This window comes from Mesorhizobium sp. M3A.F.Ca.ET.080.04.2.1 (genome assembly GCF_003952525.1).
Lineage (GTDB): Bacteria > Pseudomonadota > Alphaproteobacteria > Rhizobiales > Rhizobiaceae > Mesorhizobium.
Genome location: NZ_CP034451.1, coordinates 4,113,764 through 4,136,714, shown reverse-complemented (window position 1 = coordinate 4,136,714; position 22,951 = coordinate 4,113,764). Strand labels below are relative to the sequence as shown.

Genomic DNA, 22,951 nt, shown 5'->3' with positions numbered 1-22,951 from the left:
TGGATTCGATATGGTGAACCTGCGCCCCGCAAACAAGCTGACCGAGCGCAAGCAACCTGCTTTCTCCGCTTCGGGCTGTAAACCTGGCGAGGCGCTCAGGCGCCTTGCATCTCGACGTTCAAGCGCCCGGCAGGGCGGCGGCGATCGTCGGGCTATCCCAGCCTTCGCCGACCGAAAGCACGCAGCTCTGACCCTTGGTATCGGAGGCAAGGACCGTCCAACTGCCCTGCTCGGAAACAAAAATCTCGAGCACCACGTTCGGATTGATCAGTCCGCGGCCGGCCTCGCTTTCATGGAACTTGTCGCCGAGCGCTTTGATCACCTCGGAACGTGGAGCACATTGCCCGGCCGCGTTTGCCTGGGCGATGCCGCCGGATACCGCAACCGCAAGGCTCATCGTCGCCATAAGAAATCGTGTCACCTGACACCTCCTCGCGCCAGACGAGTACCCCGGCTGCTACCGGCGCTGTTTGATTGGCCTGCACGCGGCAGGAATGTAATTTAAGGCAGATATTGCCTGTTGGTTCCATGGTCGTGACATTCGCTTGATTCCGCTTTGAAAAGGAGAGGCCCAGCGCGAGCGCCGGGCCTCTCATTCAATCACGATCGGATGCCGCGCGCCCGCAGCCGCAACGCGGCGAGGACGCGCAACCAAAAGCGTCCGGTCAGTTCATCGTCGGGATGACGAACTCGGCGCCGTCTTTGATACCGGACGGCCAGCGCGAGGTGACCGTCTTGGTCTTGGTGTAGAAGCGGAACGCGTCCGGACCATGCTGGTTGAGGTCACCGAAGGAGGAGGCCTTCCAACCGCCGAACGTGTAGTAGGCGATCGGCACCGGGATCGGCACGTTGACCCCGACCATGCCGACCTGGACGCGCGAGGCAAAGTCGCGCGCGGCGTCGCCGTCGCGGGTGAAGATGGCGACGCCATTGCCCATTTCGTGGTCGTTGGCGAGGTGGATGGCGTTCTCATAGGTCGGCGCGCGCACCACCGACAGCACCGGTCCGAAGATCTCTTCCTTGTAGATGCGCATGTCGGCGGTCACATTGTCGAACAGGCAGCCGCCCATATAGTAGCCGTTCTCATAACCTTGCATCTTGAAGCCACGGCCGTCGACGACGAGCTTGGCGCCTTCCTTGACGCCCAGGTCGACATAGCCCTTGACGCGCTCCAGCGCTTGGCGCGTCACTAGCGGGCCGAAATCGGCGGAAGAGTCGGTCGACGGGCCGACCTTCAGGCTTTCGACGCGCGGCACCAGCTTTTCCATCAGCCGGTTGGCGGTGTCGTTGCCGACCGGCACGGCGACGGAGATCGCCATGCAGCGCTCGCCGGCCGAGCCGTAGCCCGCGCCGATCAGCGCATCGACCGTCTGGTCCATGTCGGCGTCGGGCATGATGATCATATGGTTCTTGGCGCCGCCGAAGCACTGCACGCGCTTGCCGGCCGCGCAGCCGCGCGAATAGATGTATTGGGCGATCGGCGTCGAGCCGACGAAACCGATGGCCTTGATGTCCGGATCGTCGAGGATGGCGTCGACCACTTCCTTGTCGCCGTTGACGACGTTGAGGATGCCGGCAGGCAGGCTGGCCTCGATGAACAGTTCGGCGATGCGCAGCGGCACGCCCGGATCGCGCTCGGATGGCTTCAGGATGAAGGCATTGCCGCAGGCGATCGCCGGCGCGATCTTCCAAAGCGGGATCATCGCCGGGAAGTTGAACGGCGTGATGCCGGCGACCACGCCGAGCGGCTGGCGCATCGAATAGACATCGATGCCGGGGCCGGCGCCGTCGGTGAATTCGCCCTTCATCATGTGCGGGGCGCCGATGCAGACTTCGACCACTTCGAGGCCGCGCTGGATGTCGCCGCGCGCATCGGCAAGGGTCTTGCCGTGCTCGCGCGCCAGTATGTCGGCGAGCTCTTCATAGTCGCGCTGGACCAGCTCGAGAAACTTCATCAGCACGCGCACGCGGCGCTGCGGGTTGGTGGCGGCCCACTTGGGCTGCGCGGCCTTGGCGTTCTCGACCGCGGAGCGCAGCTCCGCCTGCGAGGCCAGCGCCACCGTGCCGCGCACGGAGCCGTCCATCGGCTGCATCACATCCTGCTTGCGCCCGCTCGTGCCGGCGACACGCTCGCCGCCGATGAAATGACCGTATTCGATCATGGTTTCTCTCCCTGTTTTCGATGATGAGGCATTGTCCGCCTTTGCGAGGGCGAAGGCAACGCGAGCCAGAACGCAACCGTTGTGCGAAAAATAGACAACAGGAGCCGGACGTGCATTAATTGCCGCAAATAGCCAGAGCCTGTCGCCAAGGATTTCTCAAGTTGAGCTTTGTCACGCCCCCCTCCGTCCTGCCGGACACCTCACCCTCTAGAGGGGAGATGTCCGGCAGGACGGAGGGGGGCGCGAGGGATCGCGGCCTTGACCGTTGCCACCGAGGTCATCCCCATGAACTGGGATGACGTCCGCATCTTCCTCGCCGTGGCGCGCGCCGGCCAGATCCTGGGCGCGGCCAAGCGCCTGGAGCTCAACCACGCCACCGTGTCGCGCCGCATCGCCGCGCTCGAGGAGGCATTGCGCACAAAACTCTTTCGTCGCCTGACCACCGGCAGCGAGCTGACGCCGGCCGGTGAGCGCTTGCTCGACATTGCCGAGCGCATGGAGAGCGACATGATCGCCGCGCGCTCGACCATTGCCGGCGAGGGCGACGACGTTTCCGGCACGGTGCGCATCGGCGCGCCCGACGGCTTTGGCGTCGCCTTCCTGGCCAAGCGGCTCGGCGGTCTGACGGCGCTCCACCGCGAACTCACCATCCAGTTGGTGCCCGTGCCGCGCTCCTTCTCGCTGTCGCGGCGCGAGGCCGATATCGCGATCACGGTCGAGCGGCCGACCGAGGGCCGGCTGATCGCGGGAAAGCTGGTCGACTACACGCTTGGCCTGTTTGCCTCCCGCGCTTACGTGGATTCCAACGGGCTGCCGAAGTCGGCGGCCGAGCTCGGTCAGCACACGCTGATCGGCTACGTGCCCGACCTCATCGTCAGCCCCTCGCTCGACTACGCCGCCGAGTTCAGCCCCGACTGGCGCTCGACCTTCGCCATCTCCTCGGCCCTCGGCCAGGCGGAAGCCGTGCGCTCCGGCGCCGGCATCGGCATCCTCCACACCTTCGTGGCGCGCTCGATGCCGGAGCTCGTCCCGGTCGACATCGTGGCGCCCATCCGCCGGGCCTACTGGCTGGTCTATCATGAATCGGTGAGGCCGCTGCGGCGCGTGCAGATCGTCGCCAACTTCATCACCAAGGCGGTCGAGCGGGAGCGCGCGTTGTTCATGTGAGCAGGCCGCCTTGCGCTTGCCACAAAGTCGGCGAGTGTGGCACCGGCGATCGTCACGGACGACCGTGGACTGTTCTTCGTAACGTCGGCGGAAACATGCGTGCCTCTCTTGCCATCCTGCCGCTGTTTTGCCTCGCCGCCTGCGCCAATCCCTGGACCAAACGTCCGGAGGCGGAACTTCCGAAACCGATCCGCTATGCAATGGCTCGCCCCTCGCCGTTCGTCTTCGGCAACTATTGTGGGCCCGGGACCCGAACCGGGGACCTGTCGTCCAAGCCGGTCGATCGTCTTGATGCCGCCTGCCAGGTCCACGACGCCTGCTACATCGCCCAGCGCAATCATTGCGACTGCGACGGCGCGCTGATCGCCTCGGCGAGGGCGATCCGCGACGACCGCAGCGCACCGAGGAAGATGCGTGGCGAGGCGGAGCTTCTGCTCGCCACCTTTGCGCTTCCCGTCTGCAGGATGTTCCCGCATGGCTTCATGCCGCCGCGCGATCCTGCCCAGCTCAAGGCCATGAACGGGGCCATCGGGTGAGCTTGAGGTCCGTTGGAGCAAGCTCGTTGGCGGGTTTGGCGCTGACGGTGCTGGCCAGTTGCGCGGGCATGCCGGGCCGTTCCGCCTGCGCCTATTTTCCAGGTGATGGTGCCTGCGCCCGCCCCCCAATATCGGCCGACACCAGCGGCGCCGAGACCGCGACCGCCCGCATCTTCGCGGATGACGGCGACTTTGCCTACGAGAAGCGGTTCCAGGCATTGCTCGCCCAGAGCCGGATCGACGCCCTCGACCGCTCAAACGGCACCGGCCGCTTCGGCCGCAACTGGCGCGACGTCCATAACGATAGCTTCCAAAGGACCTATCGAGCGCTGCAGCGGTTGGCAAATCCGCTCGACAGGACAGAGCTGCCGCCGGCATCGGGCAAGCCGGGCGAAAGCCATTTCACCGGCCGCTGGCGCATGTCGCGGCAGACGCTTTATCTCGATGCCACCGCGCGGCCCTCTGACCCCAAGACCTTCAGCTTTTCAGGACTTCAGGCGCGCTCCGTCGAGATCGTGCTGCGACAGGCCGGCAACACGCCCCTCGACATTGACGGCAGTTGCGATGGCCCGCTCGCCCTTCGCTCGTCGGCGCGATCGGGCACCGTCGCCGCGGGCTCGCAATTCCATCTCAGCCTGCCCGCAGCCGGCACTCCGGTCAGCCTCTTTCCCAGCGAGGCGCTCGGCCGCTGCGACCTGCGCGTCAGCTCCAGAGAGGCCCCGGCCGGAGCCCCGCTGACCATTCTGCGCGAGGAGACCGCCGATCCCTGGATCACGGCGCTCGACAGCCGCTATGACCGCTGCCCGGTACCCGATGCGAAAAGCCTCGAAGCGCTCGACCGCGCTTTCTATGCCGGCCGCTGGCTGTCGCAGACCTGCGCTCTGCCGCTCGGAAATCCCACGCTCCTGCGCAAGTCGCGCGACGGCTTCAACGCCAAGGTCGAGGCCCTGCTCGGCAAGACGCTGCCCGACAGTGCCTTCGACAAAGCCGATCCGGAACTGCCGCTCGATTTTTCCGACGCTCCAAAGCTCAGGCTGATCTATCTGTCGTCGCTGGAGTTCAAGGCGGACTTTTCCGGCCGCATCATCGAGCGGCTGATAAGGTATCATGCCGCGCGGGGCGCCAAGGTGCGCATCCTGATCACCGACGTGCTGGAACGCGAGAAGGACGACGCCATGCTGCACCGCCTGGCCGCCGAATTCCCCAATGTCCAGCTGCAGGAATATCGCTGGCGGGCCTACCGCGGCGCGCCGATCGACGAGCAGATCTCACAGCTGCACAAGACCCACCACATCAAGATGCTGGCGACGCTGGCGGATCAGCCTGGCCGGTCCCGCGTCATCATCGGCGGACGCAACATCCATGATGGCTTCCTTTTTCACCGGCCGGTCGACCTGACGCGTTATCCGAACCTGCAGCAATACGGCAAGACGGACGGGTTCTCGCTGAACTACTATTCCAACTGGAGCGATTTCGACGTCGAGGTCGCGGACGAGGCGACGGTCGCGACGCTTGCGGCGCACCTCTCCACAGTCTGGCTGCGCGATGCCGACACCAACCTGTCACGTCCGTTTTCAATCCCGGTTCCTTCAGCCGGTCGCAGCTCGCCAGGCGTGGCGCGGCACTTCATCTCGGTGCCCTACGAGGATGGGCATGCGCTGGAGAACTACTTTGTCGAGCTTATCAACGCCGCCAGGCGCCATATCCAAATCGTCAACCCTTATCTCAACCCGACGCCCGACCTTGTTCGCGCCCTCGACCGGGCGCTCGCCCGAGGCGTGAAGATCGACATCGTCGGCCGCATCGACCTCAAGGGCGACATCGGCGGCAGCTTTCTCACCGCGCTCAACAGGCTGTTCGTCGAGAAATATGGCGACCATATCGACATCCGCGAGTTCAAGGCCCCGGATGTCGTGTTACACTCCAAGATCATGATGATCGACGAGCGGCTGGTCACCATCTCCTCGGTCAATCTCAACAACCGCAGCTTCTTTCACGACAGCGAGAACGGCATGGTGGTGCTCGATCCCGCCTTCTACCGCCGCATGAAGCCGGTCTATGACGACTATCTCGCCCATTCCCGGCCGGTCGCCGCCAATGTGAGCATCGGCTGGGCCTACAGGCTGCTGTTCAGCGGGGCATGGGTGAGGCAGGCCTTTTGATCAGCGTGGCCTTCACTAGAGATACCGGTCCGGGCTGAGATCGCGCGCGTTGATCTCCGGGACCCTGTTGGAAAGGATGTCGGAGAGCACCCTGGCCGACCCGCAGGCCATGGTCCAGCCGAGCGTGCCGTGGCCGGTGTTGAGATAGAGATTGGACAATTCGCTTTGTCCGATCAGCGGCGGTCCGTCCGGCGTCATCGGCCTGAGCCCGCACCAGAACGTCGCCGCCTTGAGGTCGCCGGCGCCCGGAAAGAGGTCGCCGACTGAATGCTCGAGCGTGCGGCGGCGGGATTCGTGCAGCCTCATATCGAAGCCGGAGATCTCCGCCGTCCCGCCGACGCGGATGCGGTCGCCGAGCCGGGTGGTCGCCACCTTGTAGGTCTCGTCCATGATCGTCGACACCGGTGCCGCCTCGGCGTTCTTGATCGGCACCGTGATCGAGTAGCCCTTGACCGGATAGACCGGAATCGGCCGCTTCATCTTGTGCATGAAAAGCGCGGAATAGCTGCCAAGCGCCAGCACATAGGCATCCGCCATGCGCCAGCCCTTGTCGGTGATGACATGGCCGACGCGGTTGCGGCTCCTGACGATACGCCGGATGGTGGTGCCATATTCGAAGCTGACGCCGCGCGCCGCGCAAAGCTCGGCCAGCCGATCGGTGAACATCTTGCAGTCGCCGGTCTCGTCGCCGGGCAGCCTCAGGCCACCGACGAACTTCTCGCGAACGGCGGCCAGCCCCGGTTCGGCACCGATGCAGCCGTCGCGATCGAGGAGCTCGTAGGGAACGCCGTATTTCTTCAGCACCTCGACATCGCCGCCCGTGCCGTCGAGCTGCTTCTGCTGGCGAAAGAGCTGCAGCGTGCCTTTTGCGCGCTCGTCATAGGCAATGCCGGTCGCCGCGCGCAGCGCCTTCAGCGTGTCGCGGCTGTATTCGGCAAGCGGCACCATGCGCGACTTGTTGAGCGCATAGCGTTCCGCCGTGCAATTGCGCAGCATCTTGAGCAGCCACGTCCACATTTGCGGATCGAAGGCAGGCCGCACCACCAGTGGGCCGTGCTTCATCAGCAGCCACTTGATCGCCTTGATCGGCACCCCCGGCCCGGCCCAGGGCGAGGCATAGCCGGGCGAGATCTCGCCGGCATTGGCGAAGCTGGTCTCCAGCCCCGGCCCCTTCTGGCGGTCGATCACCGTGACCTCATGGCCGGCCTCTGCGAGGAAGTAGGCGCTTGTGACACCGATCACGCCGCCGCCCAACACCAGGATCTTCATCGCATGCTCCCCTCAAGACCGACCCGCCGTGCGGGGGCGAGATCGCTCCCGCCTGTCTGCCGGATTCTGAGGCGCGCGCCAAGGGCTTGCGTGCTACAGGCCGACATAGCGGCGATGAAAGCGGGGACCAAGGCTGGTCAGAATCTCATAGCCGATGGTGCCGGCCTGGCCGGCGGCGGCGTCGACGCTTTGCGAGGGGCCGAGGAGCTCGACGAGATCGCCTTCGCCGAGCCGTCCGGCCGGCAGCGCGGAAATGTCGAGGATGATCGAGTCCATCGACACGCGGCCGGCAAACGGCAGCCGCACCCCCTCGAACCAGGCTGCCGAGGCTGCGCGCCGGTGCCAGCCATCGGCGTAACCCAGCGAAATCGTCGCCAGCCGAAGCGGCCCCTCCGCGTGGAAGCTGTGGCCATAGCCGACGCCCGCGCCTTTTTCGACGCCGCGCGTCTGCGCCACCTTGGCCTCCAGCCGCACCACGGGCAGCATCGGGTTGGGTTCGCCAGGTGTCGGATTGATGCCGTAGAGCGCCGCACCCGGGCGGGCGAGATCGTAGCGGTACAGCGGCCCCAGGAATATGCCGGACGAATTGGCGAGCGAAGCGGGTGCCTCCGGCAGCATTTTCCGCAGCCGTTCGAACGCCAGCCACTGCTCTTCGTTGGCCGGATGCCTCGGATCGTCGGCGCAGGCGAGATGGCTCATGACGAGGCGCAGATCGATGCCCTGGAAGGCACTGTCATCCTTCGCGAGCGCCTCGACTTCGGCCGGCGACATGCCGAGCCGCGACATGCCGCTGTCGACCTGGATCGCGCCCGCCAGGCTTTGACCGGTCTGGCGGCCTGCCTGACGCCATGCTTCCAACTGCGCGGTGCTGTTGATGACGGGATAGAGCGCAGCCGCAACCGCTTCCGCTTCTGAACCCGGCGGCAGCCCGTTGAGCACATAGATCTGGGGCACCGGCCCCAGCGCCTTGCGCAGTGCAATGCCCTCGGCCAGCAGCGCCACGAAGAATGTCTCGCAGCCTTCTTTCGCCAGCGCCCCTGCCACCTGTGCGGCACCGAGACCATAGCCGTCGGCCTTGAGCACGCCGGCGCAACGCACACCGCCGAGCCTTGCCTTGAGCCGCCGGTAGTTCTCGCCTATCGCGCCGAGATCGATCGTCAGGATCGCGCCGGCCGCCGCTTCGCTGACCAGCGCGCCGGGAGCTGATTTCGGAAAAGGCCCTCTGGCGTCGTCGTTCATGGCGCCCCTTTTGCGTCAGCCCATCAATAGTGCGGTCGTGCCACCGGGGCAACCGCCGTGGAGACGACCGCCGCCTATGCATGTGGCTCGCAAGTGGCAGCGGGTCTGAGCTAGCGACATGCATCAAACAAAAACCTGGACCGCGTCGCCTGGATCCCTTCAGCGCGAGGCGCTTTGCGGAGCGAGATGCCGGAATGCCTGCACCACCTGTTGGTAGACCTTGCGCTTGAACGGCACGATCAGGTCGGGCAATTCCTGCATCGGCCGCCATGCCCATTGGTCGAATTCGGCCTTGTGATCGCCTGGCGGCGGATTGATCTGGATTTCGCTCTCGTCGCCCTCGAAGCGGTAGGCGAACCATTTCTGCGTCTGGCCGCGGTAGCGTCCCTTGAAGGCGACGCCCACTAGATGCGGCGGCAGGTCGTAATGGATCCACTGCGGCGCCTCGGCGAGGAACGACACGCTGCGCATGCCGGTCTCCTCATAAAGCTCCCGCCCGGCCGCCTGCAGCGGCTCCTCGCCCTTGTCGATGCCGCCCTGCGGCATTTGCCAGAGCTGTGTCGTGCCTGAAAATTCGCTGTCCGGTTCGGCGATGCGGTGCCCGACCCAGACCAGGCCGGCGGGGTTGAGGATCATCAGGCCGACGCAGGGGCGGTAAGGCAGCGTCTCGGGATCGATCATTTTCTTGGACATTCTGGATACCAGCATCAACGGAAGGCCGAGGGCTAACCTTTCTGAGGGTCTATGGCCACAGCCGAAATCGGCACGATCTCGATGCCGCGCTTCTTGGCCTCGGCGATCCAGGACGTCACCGCATCGACGGTGACGTCGAAGGCCGAGCCGATACCGACGGCCGTGCCCTTGGCCCGCGCAGTCGCCTCCAGGCTGTCGAGTTTCTTGAGGATCTCGCCCCGTTCCTGCACGGCATCGATCGACATGTCGCCGGCCACGAAAGGCACGCCGTCCTTCAGCGCCAGGTCGGATGCCAGGCTGCGCGCCGACGACCCGTCATCGACATAGGCCAGCCCCCGCTTGCCGAGTTCGGCGATGAATGGACCCATCGCGGCGGCGTCGGCCGAAAATCGCGCGCCCATGTAGTTCATGATGCCGGTGTAGTTGGTCGTCCTGGACAGCGCCCAGTGCAGGCTCTTCAGGTTCTCGGCCGGGCTTGCGGTGACAGTCAGCGTGTTGCGGCCGGGATTGACGTTCGGATAGTCGAACGGCTCCAACGGGATCTGCATGACGATCTCGTGCCCGCCCTGCCGTGCCGCCTGCATCCAGCGGCCGATGCTGTTGCCCTGCGGCGCGAAAGCCAGCGTCACTTCGGCCGGCAATTTGGCGATCGCCGCCTGCGTCCCGGTCTGCGAGACGGCGAGCCCGCCGATGACGATCGCCACGCGCGCCCCGCGCGCCCCGGACCATGGCCGCGCATAGACGTCGAACGGCCGCCTGCCGTCGGCCGCCCGGATCGGCAGCGGACCGGTATCGCTGGCCTCGATCAACGCCCGGTCGGGAATATGCGCTACCTTCAGATCCTGGCCGAGCGTGGAGGGATCGCGGATGACGATCCCTGCCTTGGGCGCGCCGTCACCCTCTGCGGGCTGGACATGGATGATCTGCGGACCACCGCTCTTCATCGATGTGCCCGCATTGGGGCTCGTCGCGGCGACCTCGGCCGGTGCCGGCGGCGGCGCCGGTGCGGGGGGCGCGGGAGCTGGCGCCACTGCCTCTTTCGGCGTCGAAACGGCTATCTCCTGCGGCTTGCGAAAGGGCCTGTCGCGCAGCGCGATAGCGGCGGAAACGCCCATCACGGCGAGGACGGCGATCGTTGCGACAAGCGTGCCTGTGCTGATGCCGCGCGCGGCGGAGCGTTGGGCGCGGAGCGTCTGTCCGAGCGGACGTTCGATGTCCTTGCCGATGTCAGCCAAGCCGCATCCCCAAGCCCGTGATCCAGCTCGCCAGGTCGTCAGCGGTCACGTGCGCATTCCTCTTCGGCGCGTCGCGGCGCCAACTCCCCGAATCAAACTGCCGGAACCTCGCGGTCCCGGCAGCATCGCATTGCTTCGATCGGGCGGCCAGAGTCTTCTCTAGCCATCCCAGGTTTACTGGTTCATCACAGCCTTGTCCGGGTTCGGCGGGAAGGCCGGATCGGTCTTTTGGCCGCGCAGCAGCTGCTCGGCATAGATCAGCTGCAGATCGTCCTTCGGTTCCGGCGGCACATAGGCGGCCGACCCGGAGCCGGTGGAGCTCTCGTCGGCGCCCTTGATATGGCCCTTGAGGTCCGATTCGCCACGGGTCAGGTCGCGGCCCTGCAGGTCCGGCGGCAGCGGCTGCTCGACCTTGATGTCGGGCGTGATGCCCTTGCCCTGAATCGACTTGCCCGACGGGGTGTAATAGAGCGCCGTGGTGAGCCGGAGCGCGCCATTCTCGCCGAGCGGGATGATGGTCTGCACCGAGCCCTTGCCGAAGGACTGCGTGCCGACCACGGTGGCGCGGCGCAGATCCTGCAGCGCGCCGGCGACGATTTCGGACGCGCTCGCCGAACCGCCATTGACCAGTACGATGAGCGGCTTGCCGTTGATGTCGTCGTTCTGCTTCGGCTTGGCGTCGAAGCGGGTGACGTCCTTGGGGTCGCGGCCGCGGGTCGACACGATCTCGCCGCGCTTCAGGAAGGCATCCGACACGCTCACCGCCTGGTCGAGCAGACCGCCGGGATTGAGCCTGAGGTCGAGCACGTAGCCTTTCAGCTTGTCGTTCGGCACCTGCTTCTTGATGTTCTCGATGGCGTTCTCGAGATCGTCATAGGTCTTTTCGGTGAAGGAGGTGATCTTCATGTAGCCGACGTCGTTCTCGACCCGGTACTTCACCGCCTTGACCTTGATGATGTCGCGCACCACGGTCAGCTCGATCGGCTTGTCGGCGCCCTGGCGCAGGATGGTCAGCTTGATCGGCGTGTTGACCGGACCGCGCATCTTCTCGACCGCGTCGTTGAGGGTCAGGCCGCGGACCTCCTCGCCGTCGATCTTGGCGATGTAGTCGCCGGCAAGCACGCCCGCCTTGGCGGCCGGCGTATCGTCGATCGGCGTGATCACCTTGACCAGGTCGTTCTCCATCGTGACCTCGATGCCGAGGCCGCCGAACTCGCCCTTGGTCTGCACGCGCATGTCCTGCGCCTGCTCGGCATTCATGTAGGAGGAGTGCGGGTCGAGCGAGGCCAGCATGCCGTTGATGGCATTCTCGACCAGCGACTTGTCGTCCGGCGGCGTCACATACTGCGCCCGCACCCGCTCGAAGATGTCCCCGAAGATCGCCAGCTGCTTGTAGGTTTCGGAACCCGCAGCGTTCGCCGCCGAGCCCGGTGCGCCGTAGACCAGGCTCATTGCCGATGCGCCCATCAGCGCGCCGGCAAACAGAAGCGACAATTTCCGCATCATTTCACGTCCTTCCAGAAAATCGGTCCGCCCACCAGGGATTCGGATCGACGGGTTTTCCATCCTTGCGGAACTCAACATAGAGTTCCGGCACCGCATTTCCATTCTGCGAGGCCGAAGTGCTTGCCACTCGGGCCTCTCCCATCGCGCCGACCGGCTCTCCTGCGAGCACCGACTGTCCGGTCGTGACGCTGATTCTGCTCATCCCAGCCAGGACGACATGATATCCGTCGCCGGCATCGAGGATCAAGAGTTGACCATAGGAGCGAAACGGGCCGGCATAAAGCACATTTCCGTCCGCCGGAGCGGTTACGATGGCGCCCGATTGTGTCGCAACCATGTCCCCCTGCATCGGGGCGCCGTTGCCGTCGTCGCTGCCGAAACGGCGCTTGATCTTGCCGGTGACCGGCGGCGCCACCTGTCCCAGCAGCGCCGAGAACGGCGCCGACGAGGCCAGACGGTTGGCCTCGGGGACAGGCAGCGCGGCAAGCTCCGTCGTCGATGCCGTCTGGTCGCCGTCGGCCGATTTCTGCTCGGCCGCCTTGGCCTGGTCGGCGGCCTTGCGCGCCTTGTCGGCCTCGAGCGAGGCGATGAGGTCTTTCAGGCTGCTGGCCTTGGCCGCCAGCTCCTGCGAATGCTGCCGTTCGGCGGCCAGCGCCGTTTCGGTGTCGGTCTGCAGCCTCCGCTTGGCCTCCAGCAGCATGGTTAGGCGCTTCTTCTCCGCTGCCTGCTCGGTCACAGCCGCGCTGAGGCGGCCCCGTTCGGCCTCGATCGACGCCGTCACCCGGGTCTGTTCCTTGAGATCGGCAACCAGCCTGTCGGTCTGCTGGCGCAGTTCCGGCACCACCGCCCCGAGCAGGATGGCGCTGCGCACCGACGACAGCGCGTCCTCCGGCTTGACAAGGATCGCCGGCGGCGGGTTGAGCCCCATGCGCTGCAACGCGCCGAGCACTTCCGCCAGCACGTCACGGCGCGCCGCCAGCGAGGCGCGCAGCTTCTCTTGCTCCGTCTTCAAACCCTCGAGCTTGGCGCCGATGTCCTCGATGTCCTGGCTGAGCTTCTGCTCGGTCATCGCCGATTGGATAAGCGCCGCGCTGATCGATGCGTGGTCCTTCTTGACCGCGGCGATATCGGCCGCCAGCTTGGCCAGCTTCTCCGCGGACAGCGTGATTTCCTTCGAGACCTGCTCGTATTCGGCGCGGCTCCGGTCCGGATCCGGCGCGCCATCCAGCGTGTTCTCCGCTCGCGCATGGCCCAAAGCCAACAGCACGGCGGCTACGGCCAAGCCGCAGCGGCCGCGCCAGGCGCGCTTCCTCGAATTCCAGCCTTCAGACATCAGGCTTCGACTCTATCCGCCGCTTCGTTAACGAACCATCAACCATGTTGGACGAACACCAGCCATTGGGATGATGTGGCATTGGGCTGATGTGGCCTGCCATTGGGGCGGAAATCCGGGCAAACGGGCCTCATCCCCAGCTTTCGATCGATGGTTTTCAGGATCGGTGGTAGGGATGGCCGGCGAGAATGGTCGCGACGCGGTAAAGCTGCTCGCCCAGCATGACCCGCACCAGCTGGTGCGGCCAGGTCAGCGCCCCGAACGAAAGAACGAGATCGGCCTGATCGCGCAGGGATTTGTCATGGCCGTCGGCGCCGCCGATGGCGATGACCAGCGCCTTGCGGCCACCGTCGCGCAACTGGCCGATGCGGGTGGCGAGGTTCTCCGAGGACAGCGCCTTGCCGCGCTCGTCGAGCAGGAACAGCACGGCTCCCGTCGCCAACTGGCTCTGCAATCTCTGGCCTTCTTCCCGGCGGCGCTCGTCGGCACTCTGTCCACGGCTCTCGGGAGTCTCGGCTATGCCGCCAAATTCCAGCCCGACCGCTGGCCCAGCCTTGGCGAAACGCTCGAAATAGCGGTCGGCGAGTTCTCTCTCGGGGCCGGTTTTCATTCGGCCCACGGCATGAACGGTGATCTTCATCCTCGCCCCCGCGAGATTCTCGATGCATGCCGCCGAAAATTCACGGCATGCCGATCAAGGCTCAGTGCAAGGTCTCTTCCTCGAGATCCGGCGCCTGCCACATCTTTTCGAGATTGTAGAATTCGCGGACTTCGGGGCGGAAGACATGGACGATGATGTCGCCCGAATCGATCAGGACCCAGTCTGCGCTGGCCAGCCCCTCGACGCGCGCCATGCCGAGACCGGCATCCTTGAGCGCCTTGAGGAGATGATCGGCGACAGCCGAGACATGACGGTGCGATCGACCCGAGGCGACGACCATATAGTCGCCCAAGCTCGATTTTCCCTGGATGTCGATTGAGACGATGTTTTCGGCCTTGGAGTCTTCCAGACTGGCAAGGACTGTCTTGATGGCGAGGGACGCAGCATCGTTCTCGCTGATCCCGGCCGGCGAAGGCACGATATCGGCCTTCTTCCGCAGTGCTGTTCTCAGTGTGTTTCCTTTCCCAACAAGAACAACCAAATCACCCATCAAATCAGGTGACACCACTTAGATAGGCAGAGTTCCGTTGCAGTTTCAAGACGCCGGCGCTCGCCGAGGCCAACGCGCCGCCAGCTTGGCGGTTCCACGACAGTCGGAAAATGTCGGAACCCTTTGCGCGCCGCAGGGGTTAACGGCCCGCCCACCAACCGGATTCCCGCCATGCCCATCGATCCCCAAAGTGCTTTCCTCACCGTGCAGGCTGGGCTCGCGCAGCTCAGCACATTGATCGTTTCCTATTCCTTCTCAGCCATCGGCGCCGTCATTCTCCTGATCGTCGGCTACATCGTCGCCGGTCTTGCCGAGCGGTCGATCTATGCCGGGCTCGGCCACATTCATGGCTTCGACGAGACCCTTCGCCATTTCTTCTCGCAGGTGGTGCGCTACGGCATCCTGATCCTGGTGGTGATCATGGTGCTCGGCCAGTTCGGCGTGCAGACCGCTTCGATCATCGCCACCATCGGTGCCGCCGGCCTGGCCATCGGGCTGGCGCTGCAGGGCACGCTGCAGAACATCGCAGCCGGCATCATGCTGCTGGCGCTGAGGCCGTTCCGCATTGGCGAATATGTGGAGGTCGGCTCGATCGCCGGCACGATCGAGGAAATCGGCCTGTTCGCCACCACGCTCCGCACTGCGGAAGGCGTGTACATCCTGGCGCCCAACTCGACGCTGTGGAACCAGCCGGTGCGCAACTTCACCCGCAACGGCGTGCGCCGCTGCGACGTCACGCTCAGCATCGGTTCCTGGAACGACATCGACCGCGGGCAGAAGACGCTGCTTGCCATCGCCAATGCCGAGAAGCGCATCCGGCGCGAACCGGCGCCGATCGCCTTCGTGGCGAGCCTGGGCGAAACCACGGTCACGCTGACCTTGCGCTACTGGACATCGGCAGCCGATTACTTCGCCACCCAGATCGGCATGACCAAGCGCGCCAAGCAGGCCTTCGACAATGAAGGCATCTCCATCCCGCTGCCGCCGCCCGAGGTGCCGCTGCCGGAGGCGCGCAAGCAATAAACCAATCCCTTTGACGATTCAGCGCTCGGGCCGATCTGTCGAATCGTCCGGCGCGAAGGCGAGTTCCACCGGCAACGGCGTCTGCGCGCACATCGGCGCGAAGCCGCCAGTCGCCGGGGCGGAGGCCCGCCGCGCCGCCATCACGCGCCACAGCACGAACACGCAGAACATTGAAGCGATGACAATGCCCACATAGATGAAGGTCGCGGTGCCGAAGACAGCCGAAAGCGCCGTCACGATGCCCGGCACGATGAAGCCGGACAGCGACCAGGCAAACAAAAGCGAACTCGACAGGGCAAGCAGTTCGTCCTTGCTTGCGCGGTCGGCAGCGTGCGCGCTGGACAGCGAATAGATCGACTCCGCCGCACCGTCCCAGACGAGGTAGATCACCACCAGGGCCATCAGCGCGCCGCCGTCGAAGCCGATCGCCAGCAGGCTGGCGACGACCGCCAGCGCCGCGGTGCCCGCCAGCACGTAGCGCCGGTCGGTGCGGTCGGAGAGCCAGCCGAGCGGGATCTGCAGGATCAGGGTGCCGACCGGCATGGCCGAGAGGAGCAGCGCGACATCCGCCTGGCTGTAGCCCTTGGCGGTGGCGTGGATCGGTGCGAAACCGGAAATGATCATCGACAGCCCGCCAACCGCCAGCATGCCGGCGACGCCGACCGGCGAGATCCGCCAGGCCTTGCCGAGCGCCACCGAAGCCGCCTGCGGCGCCGGCGGCTGCGCAAGCCGCGTCATACCAACCGGCAGGATGGACAAGGCGGTGAACGCGATGCCGATCAGCGGCGCGGCGGCGGTTTGGATGTCGATTGCCGCGAGCGTGCCATAGCCGAGGCCCAGTCCGCCAATGTAGGCGACATAGAACACCGCCATCACGCGGCCGCGTATGGCATTCGGCAAGGCATCGTTGAGCCAGCTTTGCGCGACGATGAACAGGCCGCAAATGGCAAAGCCGTAAAGCGCCCGGGCCGCGATCCAGACGAGCGGGATCGGACCGGCGCCGATCGCCGCATTGGAGAGCGCGATCAGTGCCGAGAGCACCATGAACGCGCGGGCGTGGCCAACCCTCCTGACGAGAGGTCCGGTCAGGATGCAGCCGGCGAGGCCGCCGGCCGAAAGACCGGTGACGATGAGCCCGGCCCAGGTCGGGTCGAAACCCCCGGCACCGAGCCGCACCGGTATGTAAGCGAACATCAGCCCGTTGCCGATCGCAATCAGCGCCATCGACACGATGACGCTGGCGATGGCGATCAGCGGCGCCGGCTTGCTGCCCTGGTTATTGTCGATCGTGGTGCGCTTCTTCGCCGGCATGATGTTGCGCAGCATCGCTTACCCAGGGACGAAAGACCGCCGTAAAAGCGACATGGCCGGCTTTTCCCCTTCTCCCCTTGTGTGGGAGAAGGGGGCGCCCGCGCTCAGCCCTTCGCCGCCTTGCGCAGCGCGGTAGAAGACAGTGACGAGCGCGGGCCGTGGATGAAGGTCCAGGCCGGCGCCTGCGTGCGGGCGAGCCGCGGCGCGTCGCCCTCGTCGACGCGGGCATAGTCGAAGGTCTTGGCGACGACCGACGACAGGAAGGAGAGCGTGGCGCCCGGACGGTCGATGACCGCGATCGGGAAGGTGAGCACGATCTCGCGCCAGCGCTGCCAGCGATGGAAGTCGCGCAGCGAATCCGCGCCCATGATCCAGACGAAGTCGACGCCCGGATTGCGCGCCTTGACCAGCGCCAGCGTGTCGGCTGTGTAGCGGACATGCTGCGCCGCCTCGAAGGCAGTGACCTTGATCTTAGGGTTGCGGGCAATTTTCTCGGACAACGCGATCCGCTCGGCGAGCGGCGCGAGTTCGCGTGCGCTTTTCAGCGGGTTGCCGGGCGTCACGATCCACCACAGCTGATCGAGCGCTAGCCTGCGCAGCGCGATCTCGGCGACCAGCGCATGACCGGCATGCGGCGGATTGAACGAGCCGCCGAACAGGCCGACGGCCAGTCCTCTGCCGGCATGCGGCATGTGGAGATAGGGTGCCGGAACAGGTGGCTCGGGCTGGGAAAGCATGGTGCCTCAGGCCCTTTGGCCAACCAGCTTCAAGGCCGCACCTGTCCCGACCCGCGCACGCGGTATTTGAACGAAGTCAGCTGCTCGACGCCGACCGGACCCCGCGCATGCATCTTGCCGGTGGCGATGCCGATCTCGGCGCCCATGCCGAACTCGCCGCCATCGGCGAACTGCGTCGAGGCGTTGTGCAAAAGGATGGCCGAGTCGATCTCATTGAAGAATCTTTCGACCGCCTTCGCGTCCTCGGCCACGATCGCCTCGGTGTGGTGCGAGGAGAAGGTCTCGATATGCTCGATCGCGCCGGCGACGCCGTCGACCAGCTTCACCGCGATGACGGCGTCGAGATACTCCGTCACCCAGTCCGCATCGGTCGCCGGGCTGGCATCGGAATAGGCCAGCAGCACCTCGGCGTCGGCATGGATCTCGCAGCCGGCGGCGTGCAGCGCCTCCAGGATCGGCACCAGATGCGTCGAGGCGACGGCTTGGTCGACCAGCAGCGTCTCGGCGGCCCCGCAGATGCCGGTGCGCCGCATCTTGGCGTTGACGGCGATCGCCACCGCCATGTCGAGCTTCGCGGACCGGTCGACATAGAGGTGGCAGATGCCTTCGAGATGCGCAAAGACCGGCACCCGGGCTTCGGTCTGCACGCGCCCGACAAGGCTTTTGCCACCGCGCGGGATGATGACGTCCAGATTGCCGCCCAGACCCTTCAACATCTCGCCGACGGCGGCGCGGTCCGTGGTCGGCACCAGCTGGATAGCGTCTTCCGGTAGGCCGGCGGCCTTCAGCCCCTCGGCCATGCAGGCATGGATAGCGGAGGAGGAATTGAGCGAATCCGAGCCGCCGCGCAGGATCACCGGATTGCCAGCTTTAAGGCAGAGCGCGCCGGCGTCCGCCGTAACGTTCGGGCGACTCTCATAGATCACCCCGACGACGCCGAGCGGCGTGCGCACGCGTTCGATATGGAGGCCGTTCGGCCGGTCCCATTCGGCAATCACGTCGCCGACCGGGTCCTTGAGCGCGGCGATCTCGCGGATGCCGTCGGCCATGGCCTTGATGCGCGCCGGATTAAGCTTCAGCCGGTCCATGAGCGAGGCGGAGAATCCGGCCTCTTCGCCGTTCGCCATGTCGATGGCATTGGCCTTAAGGATCGCCTGCTCGTTGCGCAGGATGGCGTCGGCCATCGCGGATAGGGCGCTGTTCTTGGCTTCTGTCGATGCGACGGCCAGCGGTCGGGCGGCAGCGCGGGCGCGACGGCCGATATCGGTCATCATCGCCACCGTGTCTTCCCCGGATTTTTCATGCAGCTTGAGCATGGTCATCCTCCACTGGGCTACTCGTCGGCCAATACGTGGTCGCCGGCAATGCTCACCACAAGGTCGTCGCGGTGGATCATCGCCGAACGCGCCTCATAGCCGAGCACGGTTTCGATCTCGGCGGTCTTCAGGCCTGCGATCCTTACGGCATCGGCGGCGTCGTAGGCAACCAGCCCGCGCGCGATCTCGCGCCCCTCGGGCGACAGGATCGCCACCGTGTCGCCGCGCGAGAAGTTGCCGCTGACCAGCCTGACGCCGGCCGGCAGCAGCGACTTGCCCGACTTCAGCGCGCCGACGGCGCCGGCATCGACGGTGAGCCGGCCCGCCGGCTCCAGCTGCCCAGCGATCCAGGTCTTGTAGCCCTTCACCGGATTGGCGCTCGGTCTGAAGAAGGTGGCGCGTTCGCCGCGCTCGATCGCCATCAGCGGCGACAGCCTTGTGCCTGAAGTGATGATCATGGCGGTGCCGGCGGCGTTGGCGATCTTGCCGGCATCGAGCTTTGTCCGCATGCCGCCGCGCGACAGCTCCGAGGCCGCGGCGCCCGCCATCGCCTCGATGTCGGGGGTGATGCGGTCGACCACCGGGATGAACTTCGCCGTCGGATCTTTCGCCGGCGGCGCCGTGTAGAGCCCATCGATGTCGGAAAGCAGCACCAGCAGGTCGGCGCCCATCATGGTCGCCACCCGTGCGGCCAGCCGGTCGTTGTCGCCATAGCGGATTTCCGAGGTCGCCACCGTGTCGTTCTCGTTGATGACCGGCACCGCCTTCATCTTGATCAGCGTCGAGATCGTCGCGCGCGCGTTGAGGTAGCGACGGCGCTCCTCGGTGTCGCCCAGGGTCAACAGAATCTGGCCCGACTTCAGCCCGTCCTTGCCGAGCGCGTCCGACCAGGCGCCGGCGAGCGCGATCTGGCCCACCGCGGCGGCAGCCTGGCTTTCCTCGAGCTTCAGCGCGCGCTTGCCGAGGCCGAGGATGGTGCGGCCGAGCGCGATCGCGCCGGAAGAAACGACGAGCACCTCGGCGCCGGCATTGGCGAGCGCCGCAATGTCGGCTGCGAGCGAGTTCAGCCAGTCGCGCTTCAAGCCCGTCGAGCGGTCGACGAGCAGCGCCGAGCCGATCTTCACGGTAATGCGCCGGTATGATTTCAGCGATTTCATGAGGCTTACCGCCAGCGCGTGTCGACAGGGGCGGGAACAGCGTCGCGCGCCTCAGTGACGACCGCCATCAGCGCGCGCTGAACAGCCTCGACACCTTCGCCGGTGACCGCCGACAACAGCATCGGCGCACGCCCGGCCGCGCGCTTCAGCGATGCCGCCTTCTTCTTGCGGGCATCGGCGTCGAGGACGTCGATCTGGCTCAGCGCGACAATCTCGACCTTGTCGGTGAGCCCCTGGCCATACGCTTCGAGCTCGGCGCGCACGGTTTTGTAGGCCTTGCCCGGATTCTCCTCCAGCGCCGAGACGAGATGGAGCAGCACGCGCGTGCGCTCGACATGGCCGAGGAAACGGTCGCCGATGCCGACGCCCTCATGCGCGCCCTCGATCAGTCCGGGAATGTCGGCCAGCACGAATTCGCGGCCGTCTATGCGGGCGACGCCGAGGCCGGGATGGAGCGTGGTGAACGGATAGTCGGCGATCTTCGGCTTGGCGGCCGTGACGGCGGCGAGGAAGGTCGACTTGCCGGCATTGGGCAGGCCGACAAGGCCGGCATCCGCGATCAGCTTCAGCCGCAGCCAGATGCTCAGCTCCTCGCCCGGCTGGCCGGGATTGGCGCGGCGCGGCGCCTGGTTGGTCGAGGTCTTGAAATGCTGGTTGCCGAAGCCGCCATTGCCGCCCTTGGCGAGCAGGAAGCGCTGGCCGACCTCGGTCAGGTCGCAGATCAGCGTCTCGTTGTCCTCGGCGAATATCTGCGTGCCGGCCGGCACTTTCAGCGTCACGTCGGCGCCCTTGCCGCCGGTCATGTTGCGGCCCATGCCGTGCATGCCGGTCTTGGCCTTGAAATGCTGCTGGTAGCGATAGTCGATCAGCGTGTTCAGCCCGTCGACCGCTTCCGCCCAGACATCGCCGCCGCGGCCGCCGTCGCCGCCGTCCGGGCCGCCGAACTCGATGAACTTCTCGCGGCGGAACGAAACCGAACCGGCGCCGCCGTCGCCGGAGCGGATATAAACCTTGGCTTGGTCGAGGAATTTCATGGATTACAGGTTTCTGTGATGGTCTTGCGCGACTGCTTAAACCAAGGCGAAGCTTAGGGCGAGGCTGTTTTGTGACGAAAGCGCTGGCACACGCTTTTGCGCGCGCCGCAGAAGCGGTAGCACTGTCAGGCCGCGAGCGATCGCGCGCGACGGTCCGTTGTGCTGTTCGCGGTTCCGCGTCGGCGTTGGAGCACCGGAATGAAGCTCGTCACCTACAACATCCAGTATGGCATCGGTCTCGACGATCGCTACGACGTCGGCCGCATCGCGGAAGCGGTGCGCGGCGCCGACGTGATCGCGCTGCAGGAGGTCACCCGCAACAACCCGCGCAACGGCGACCGCGACATGGTGGCCGAGATCGGCGAGGCGCTGCCCGACTATTTCGCCGCCTATGGCTGCAATTTCGAGGTCAATGTCGGCTCGCGCCTGGAGGCCGGCCGCGCCGTCACCCGGACTTTCCAGCTCGGCAACATGGTGCTGTCGAAGTCGCCCATTCATCTGTCGCGCAATCTCCTTTTGCCGCGCAGCCGCAGCCTCGAGGCGATGAACTTCCAGCGCGGCGCGCTCGAGGCGCTCATCGAGACGCCGCTCGGCTTCGTGCGCTTCTACTCCACCCATCTCGACCACCGCAGTCCGGTCGAACGCCAGGCCCAGATCCGGTTCCTGCGCCAGCGCCTGCTGAACTACGCGCTGGAAGGCGGCGGCCTGTCCGGCATTCCCGAGATCGGCCTGCCGGATTTGCCCTATCCGGAAGCCTTCATCGTCATGGGCGACTTCAACATGCTGCCGGGCTCGCCCGAATATGTCGAACTCGCCGGCCGTCCGGACCATCAGTTCGGCATGCCGCTGACCGCCGATCTGGCGGTCGACGCCGCCCAGCGCCTCGGCGCTTCTGATCTCGTCACCTGTGTCGATCCCGACCGACCCGACGACGCCAGCCGTCACAAATGCATCGATTACGTCTTCACCAGCGCTTCGCTGGCCAAATCGCTGCAGCGCCTGTGGGCCGACAGCAAAGCGGTCGGTTCCGACCACCTGCCGGTCTGGGTCGAGCTCGGCTGAGCCCCCCAGCACGATCAAGCGCACCCAGATGGGTCGAGATTGAGGTCAGGCCGCGCCGAGAGCGGCGGCTTCCGAGAACCGGAGCGGAGCGTGCTTGAGGCACGTGAGCACCGGAAGCGGAGGAAGTAGCCACTCGCAGGCCGGCATCACCTGAATATCGGCCCATCTCAGAAGTGGACCCAGTTGCGCAGGCTGCTCCACGTCTTTTTGTCCAGGCGGTAGCGCTCGACCGGCACCTGGCCGGCGACGATCGAGTTCAGCATGCCCTGGCCGGCATACTGGAAGCCGCACTTGTGGATGACGCGCCGCGAGGCAGGATTGATGACCCGGGTCGAGACGTGCAGCACCTGGATCGAGGTCTTCTGGAAGGCGAGGTCGACCAGCGCGTGCGCCGCCTCTGTCGCATAGCCGCGCTTCCAGTAAGGCTCGCCGATCCAGTAGCCGAGCTCCAGCCCGCGATCGGTGGTGTTGAGCCCCGCGCAGCCGACGAAGGTGCCGGTGCCGGCGAGCGTCAGCGCATAGACGATGCCGGCGCGCTGAGAGGAGGCCATGGCGAGAAAGGCCCGGCCTTCGGCCTCGCCATAGGGATGCGGCATGCGGGCCAGCATCTCGGCGACGTGACGGTTGTCGGCCAGCGCCACCAGTTGCCCGAGATCGCTCTCGCGCGGGGCGCGCATGACCAGACGCTCGGTCGCGAGCACCGGGCAATCGATCGCATAACTTTCGTCTTCGCTGTCTTCCGCTTCGGCAACCATTTTAGTCCTCCAGGCAAAAAGAAAATGAAAAAAGGAGAGATGGAAGCCCATCTCTCCTGATCCTTTTCCTGGACTGGCCAGACACCGGTTCCCGAGATGGGCG

Annotated in this window: 21 protein-coding genes; 5 read left to right on the top strand and 16 right to left on the bottom strand. The window is 65.7% G+C overall.

The annotated features are described in order from the left end of the window. Window positions 1–118: 118 nt before the first annotated feature. Together EJ074_RS19660 and EJ074_RS19655 are read right to left on the bottom strand one after the other, a co-directional pair. Entirely contained in the window at window positions 119–421 is a 303-nt protein-coding gene (locus EJ074_RS19660; RefSeq protein ID WP_095804741.1) for a hypothetical protein, read from the bottom strand. A 244-nt stretch (window positions 422–665) separates the two neighbouring features. Then, window positions 666–2,162, bottom strand: a complete 1,497-nt coding sequence (locus EJ074_RS19655) for a CoA-acylating methylmalonate-semialdehyde dehydrogenase (RefSeq protein ID WP_129553658.1) — start codon at window positions 2,160–2,162, stop codon at window positions 666–668. 285 nt (window positions 2,163–2,447) lie between these two features. On the opposite strand from EJ074_RS19655, the gene EJ074_RS19650 reads away from it, so the two are divergent. From EJ074_RS19650 to EJ074_RS19640, 3 genes are all read left to right on the top strand, one after another. Continuing rightward, a complete protein-coding gene (locus EJ074_RS19650) occupies window positions 2,448–3,329 on the top strand; it encodes a LysR family transcriptional regulator (protein ID WP_095804950.1) in 882 nt (293 codons plus the stop codon). Between the two features lie 95 nt (window positions 3,330–3,424). After that, window positions 3,425–3,865: a hypothetical protein gene (locus EJ074_RS19645; RefSeq protein ID WP_095804743.1), complete on the top strand. Its 441-nt coding sequence runs from the start codon at window positions 3,425–3,427 to the stop codon at window positions 3,863–3,865. A gap of 26 nt (window positions 3,866–3,891) precedes the next feature. Then, window positions 3,892–6,027, top strand: a complete 2,136-nt coding sequence (locus EJ074_RS19640; RefSeq protein ID WP_348626967.1) for a phosphatidylserine/phosphatidylglycerophosphate/cardiolipin synthase family protein — start codon at window positions 3,892–3,894, stop codon at window positions 6,025–6,027. A 15-nt stretch (window positions 6,028–6,042) separates the two neighbouring features. Here EJ074_RS19640 and EJ074_RS19635 read toward each other — a convergent pair whose 3' ends face one another. The 8 genes from EJ074_RS19635 to rsfS all read right to left on the bottom strand — a co-directional run bounded on the left by EJ074_RS19635 (window position 6,043) and on the right by rsfS (window position 14,381). Next, window positions 6,043–7,296 (bottom strand): D-amino acid dehydrogenase, encoded by a 1,254-nt coding sequence (locus EJ074_RS19635; protein WP_095804744.1) that lies wholly within the window; start codon window positions 7,294–7,296, stop codon window positions 6,043–6,045. 93 nt (window positions 7,297–7,389) lie between these two features. After that, a complete protein-coding gene (gene alr / locus EJ074_RS19630; protein ID WP_095804745.1) occupies window positions 7,390–8,535 on the bottom strand; it encodes an alanine racemase in 1,146 nt (381 codons plus the stop codon). Window positions 8,536–8,694: 159 nt separating this feature from the next. After that, on the bottom strand, window positions 8,695–9,228 hold the full coding sequence (locus EJ074_RS19625; protein ID WP_095804746.1) for an RNA pyrophosphohydrolase: 534 nt from the start codon (window positions 9,226–9,228) through the stop codon (window positions 8,695–8,697). A 32-nt stretch (window positions 9,229–9,260) separates the two neighbouring features. Beyond that, window positions 9,261–10,463: a divergent polysaccharide deacetylase family protein gene (locus EJ074_RS19620; protein WP_095804747.1), complete on the bottom strand. Its 1,203-nt coding sequence runs from the start codon at window positions 10,461–10,463 to the stop codon at window positions 9,261–9,263. 174 nt (window positions 10,464–10,637) lie between these two features. After that, window positions 10,638–11,969, bottom strand: a complete 1,332-nt coding sequence (locus tag EJ074_RS19615; protein WP_165349976.1) for a S41 family peptidase — start codon at window positions 11,967–11,969, stop codon at window positions 10,638–10,640. 1 nt (window position 11,970) lies between these two features. Further along, window positions 11,971–13,302, bottom strand: coding sequence for a murein hydrolase activator EnvC (locus EJ074_RS19610; protein WP_095804748.1), 1,332 nt, complete (start codon window positions 13,300–13,302; stop codon window positions 11,971–11,973). 157 nt (window positions 13,303–13,459) lie between these two features. Then, window positions 13,460–13,942 (bottom strand): 23S rRNA (pseudouridine(1915)-N(3))-methyltransferase RlmH, encoded by a 483-nt coding sequence (rlmH, locus tag EJ074_RS19605; protein WP_095804749.1) that lies wholly within the window; start codon window positions 13,940–13,942, stop codon window positions 13,460–13,462. A 61-nt stretch (window positions 13,943–14,003) separates the two neighbouring features. Next, window positions 14,004–14,381: a ribosome silencing factor gene (gene rsfS, locus EJ074_RS19600; protein ID WP_095804953.1), complete on the bottom strand. Its 378-nt coding sequence runs from the start codon at window positions 14,379–14,381 to the stop codon at window positions 14,004–14,006. Window positions 14,382–14,624: 243 nt separating this feature from the next. Between rsfS and EJ074_RS19595 the strand changes: the two genes are divergently transcribed. Next, window positions 14,625–15,476: a mechanosensitive ion channel domain-containing protein gene (locus tag EJ074_RS19595; RefSeq protein WP_095804750.1), complete on the top strand. Its 852-nt coding sequence runs from the start codon at window positions 14,625–14,627 to the stop codon at window positions 15,474–15,476. Window positions 15,477–15,494: 18 nt separating this feature from the next. Here EJ074_RS19595 and EJ074_RS19590 read toward each other — a convergent pair whose 3' ends face one another. The 5 genes from EJ074_RS19590 to obgE all read right to left on the bottom strand — a co-directional run bounded on the left by EJ074_RS19590 (window position 15,495) and on the right by obgE (window position 21,031). After that, window positions 15,495–16,802 carry an MFS transporter gene (locus tag EJ074_RS19590; RefSeq protein ID WP_245420286.1) on the bottom strand — a complete coding sequence of 436 codons (1,308 nt, stop codon included), beginning with the start codon at window positions 16,800–16,802 and terminating at the stop codon, window positions 15,495–15,497. Window positions 16,803–16,891: 89 nt separating this feature from the next. Beyond that, complete coding sequence (locus tag EJ074_RS19585; protein ID WP_095804751.1) at window positions 16,892–17,479, bottom strand: nicotinate-nucleotide adenylyltransferase; 588 nt, start codon at window positions 17,477–17,479, stop codon at window positions 16,892–16,894. Between the two features lie 74 nt (window positions 17,480–17,553). Beyond that, complete coding sequence (locus EJ074_RS19580) at window positions 17,554–18,840, bottom strand: glutamate-5-semialdehyde dehydrogenase (RefSeq protein WP_095804955.1); 1,287 nt, start codon at window positions 18,838–18,840, stop codon at window positions 17,554–17,556. 17 nt (window positions 18,841–18,857) lie between these two features. Continuing rightward, entirely contained in the window at window positions 18,858–19,997 is a 1,140-nt protein-coding gene (proB, locus tag EJ074_RS19575; RefSeq protein ID WP_095804752.1) for a glutamate 5-kinase, read from the bottom strand. 5 nt (window positions 19,998–20,002) lie between these two features. Then, window positions 20,003–21,031 (bottom strand): GTPase ObgE, encoded by a 1,029-nt coding sequence (gene obgE, locus EJ074_RS19570; protein WP_095804753.1) that lies wholly within the window; start codon window positions 21,029–21,031, stop codon window positions 20,003–20,005. Between the two features lie 198 nt (window positions 21,032–21,229). Here obgE and EJ074_RS19565 point away from each other — a divergent pair, with 198 nt between their 5' ends. Continuing rightward, entirely contained in the window at window positions 21,230–22,093 is an 864-nt protein-coding gene (locus tag EJ074_RS19565) for an endonuclease/exonuclease/phosphatase family protein (RefSeq protein WP_095804754.1), read from the top strand. Window positions 22,094–22,260: 167 nt separating this feature from the next. On the opposite strand, the gene EJ074_RS19560 is transcribed toward EJ074_RS19565, so the two are convergent. Beyond that, complete coding sequence (locus tag EJ074_RS19560) at window positions 22,261–22,848, bottom strand: GNAT family protein (protein ID WP_165349975.1); 588 nt, start codon at window positions 22,846–22,848, stop codon at window positions 22,261–22,263. Window positions 22,849–22,951: the final 103 nt, after the last annotated feature.

What these genes read in the sequence shown, in the direction of transcription:
- EJ074_RS19655 (WP_129553658.1), bottom strand. Translation starts at nt 2,162, where the DNA reads ATGATCGAATACGGTCATTTCATCGGCGGCGAGCGTGTCGCCGGCACG.
- EJ074_RS19650 (WP_095804950.1), top strand. Translation starts at nt 2,448, where the DNA reads ATGAACTGGGATGACGTCCGCATCTTCCTCGCCGTGGCGCGCGCCGGC.
- EJ074_RS19645 (WP_095804743.1), top strand. Translation starts at nt 3,425, where the DNA reads ATGCGTGCCTCTCTTGCCATCCTGCCGCTGTTTTGCCTCGCCGCCTGC.
- EJ074_RS19635 (WP_095804744.1), bottom strand. Translation starts at nt 7,296, where the DNA reads ATGAAGATCCTGGTGTTGGGCGGCGGCGTGATCGGTGTCACAAGCGCC.
- alr (WP_095804745.1), bottom strand. Translation starts at nt 8,535, where the DNA reads ATGAACGACGACGCCAGAGGGCCTTTTCCGAAATCAGCTCCCGGCGCG.
- EJ074_RS19625 (WP_095804746.1), bottom strand. Translation starts at nt 9,228, where the DNA reads ATGTCCAAGAAAATGATCGATCCCGAGACGCTGCCTTACCGCCCCTGC.
- EJ074_RS19615 (WP_165349976.1), bottom strand. Translation starts at nt 11,969, where the DNA reads ATGATGCGGAAATTGTCGCTTCTGTTTGCCGGCGCGCTGATGGGCGCA.
- EJ074_RS19610 (WP_095804748.1), bottom strand. Translation starts at nt 13,302, where the DNA reads ATGTCTGAAGGCTGGAATTCGAGGAAGCGCGCCTGGCGCGGCCGCTGC.
- rlmH (WP_095804749.1), bottom strand. Translation starts at nt 13,942, where the DNA reads ATGAAGATCACCGTTCATGCCGTGGGCCGAATGAAAACCGGCCCCGAG.
- EJ074_RS19595 (WP_095804750.1), top strand. Translation starts at nt 14,625, where the DNA reads ATGCCCATCGATCCCCAAAGTGCTTTCCTCACCGTGCAGGCTGGGCTC.
- EJ074_RS19590 (WP_245420286.1), bottom strand. Translation starts at nt 16,802, where the DNA reads ATGCTGCGCAACATCATGCCGGCGAAGAAGCGCACCACGATCGACAAT.
- EJ074_RS19585 (WP_095804751.1), bottom strand. Translation starts at nt 17,479, where the DNA reads ATGCCGCATGCCGGCAGAGGACTGGCCGTCGGCCTGTTCGGCGGCTCG.
- EJ074_RS19580 (WP_095804955.1), bottom strand. Translation starts at nt 18,840, where the DNA reads ATGCTCAAGCTGCATGAAAAATCCGGGGAAGACACGGTGGCGATGATG.
- proB (WP_095804752.1), bottom strand. Translation starts at nt 19,997, where the DNA reads ATGAAATCGCTGAAATCATACCGGCGCATTACCGTGAAGATCGGCTCG.
- obgE (WP_095804753.1), bottom strand. Translation starts at nt 21,031, where the DNA reads ATGAAATTCCTCGACCAAGCCAAGGTTTATATCCGCTCCGGCGACGGC.
- EJ074_RS19565 (WP_095804754.1), top strand. Translation starts at nt 21,230, where the DNA reads ATGAAGCTCGTCACCTACAACATCCAGTATGGCATCGGTCTCGACGAT.
- EJ074_RS19560 (WP_165349975.1), bottom strand. Translation starts at nt 22,848, where the DNA reads ATGGTTGCCGAAGCGGAAGACAGCGAAGACGAAAGTTATGCGATCGAT.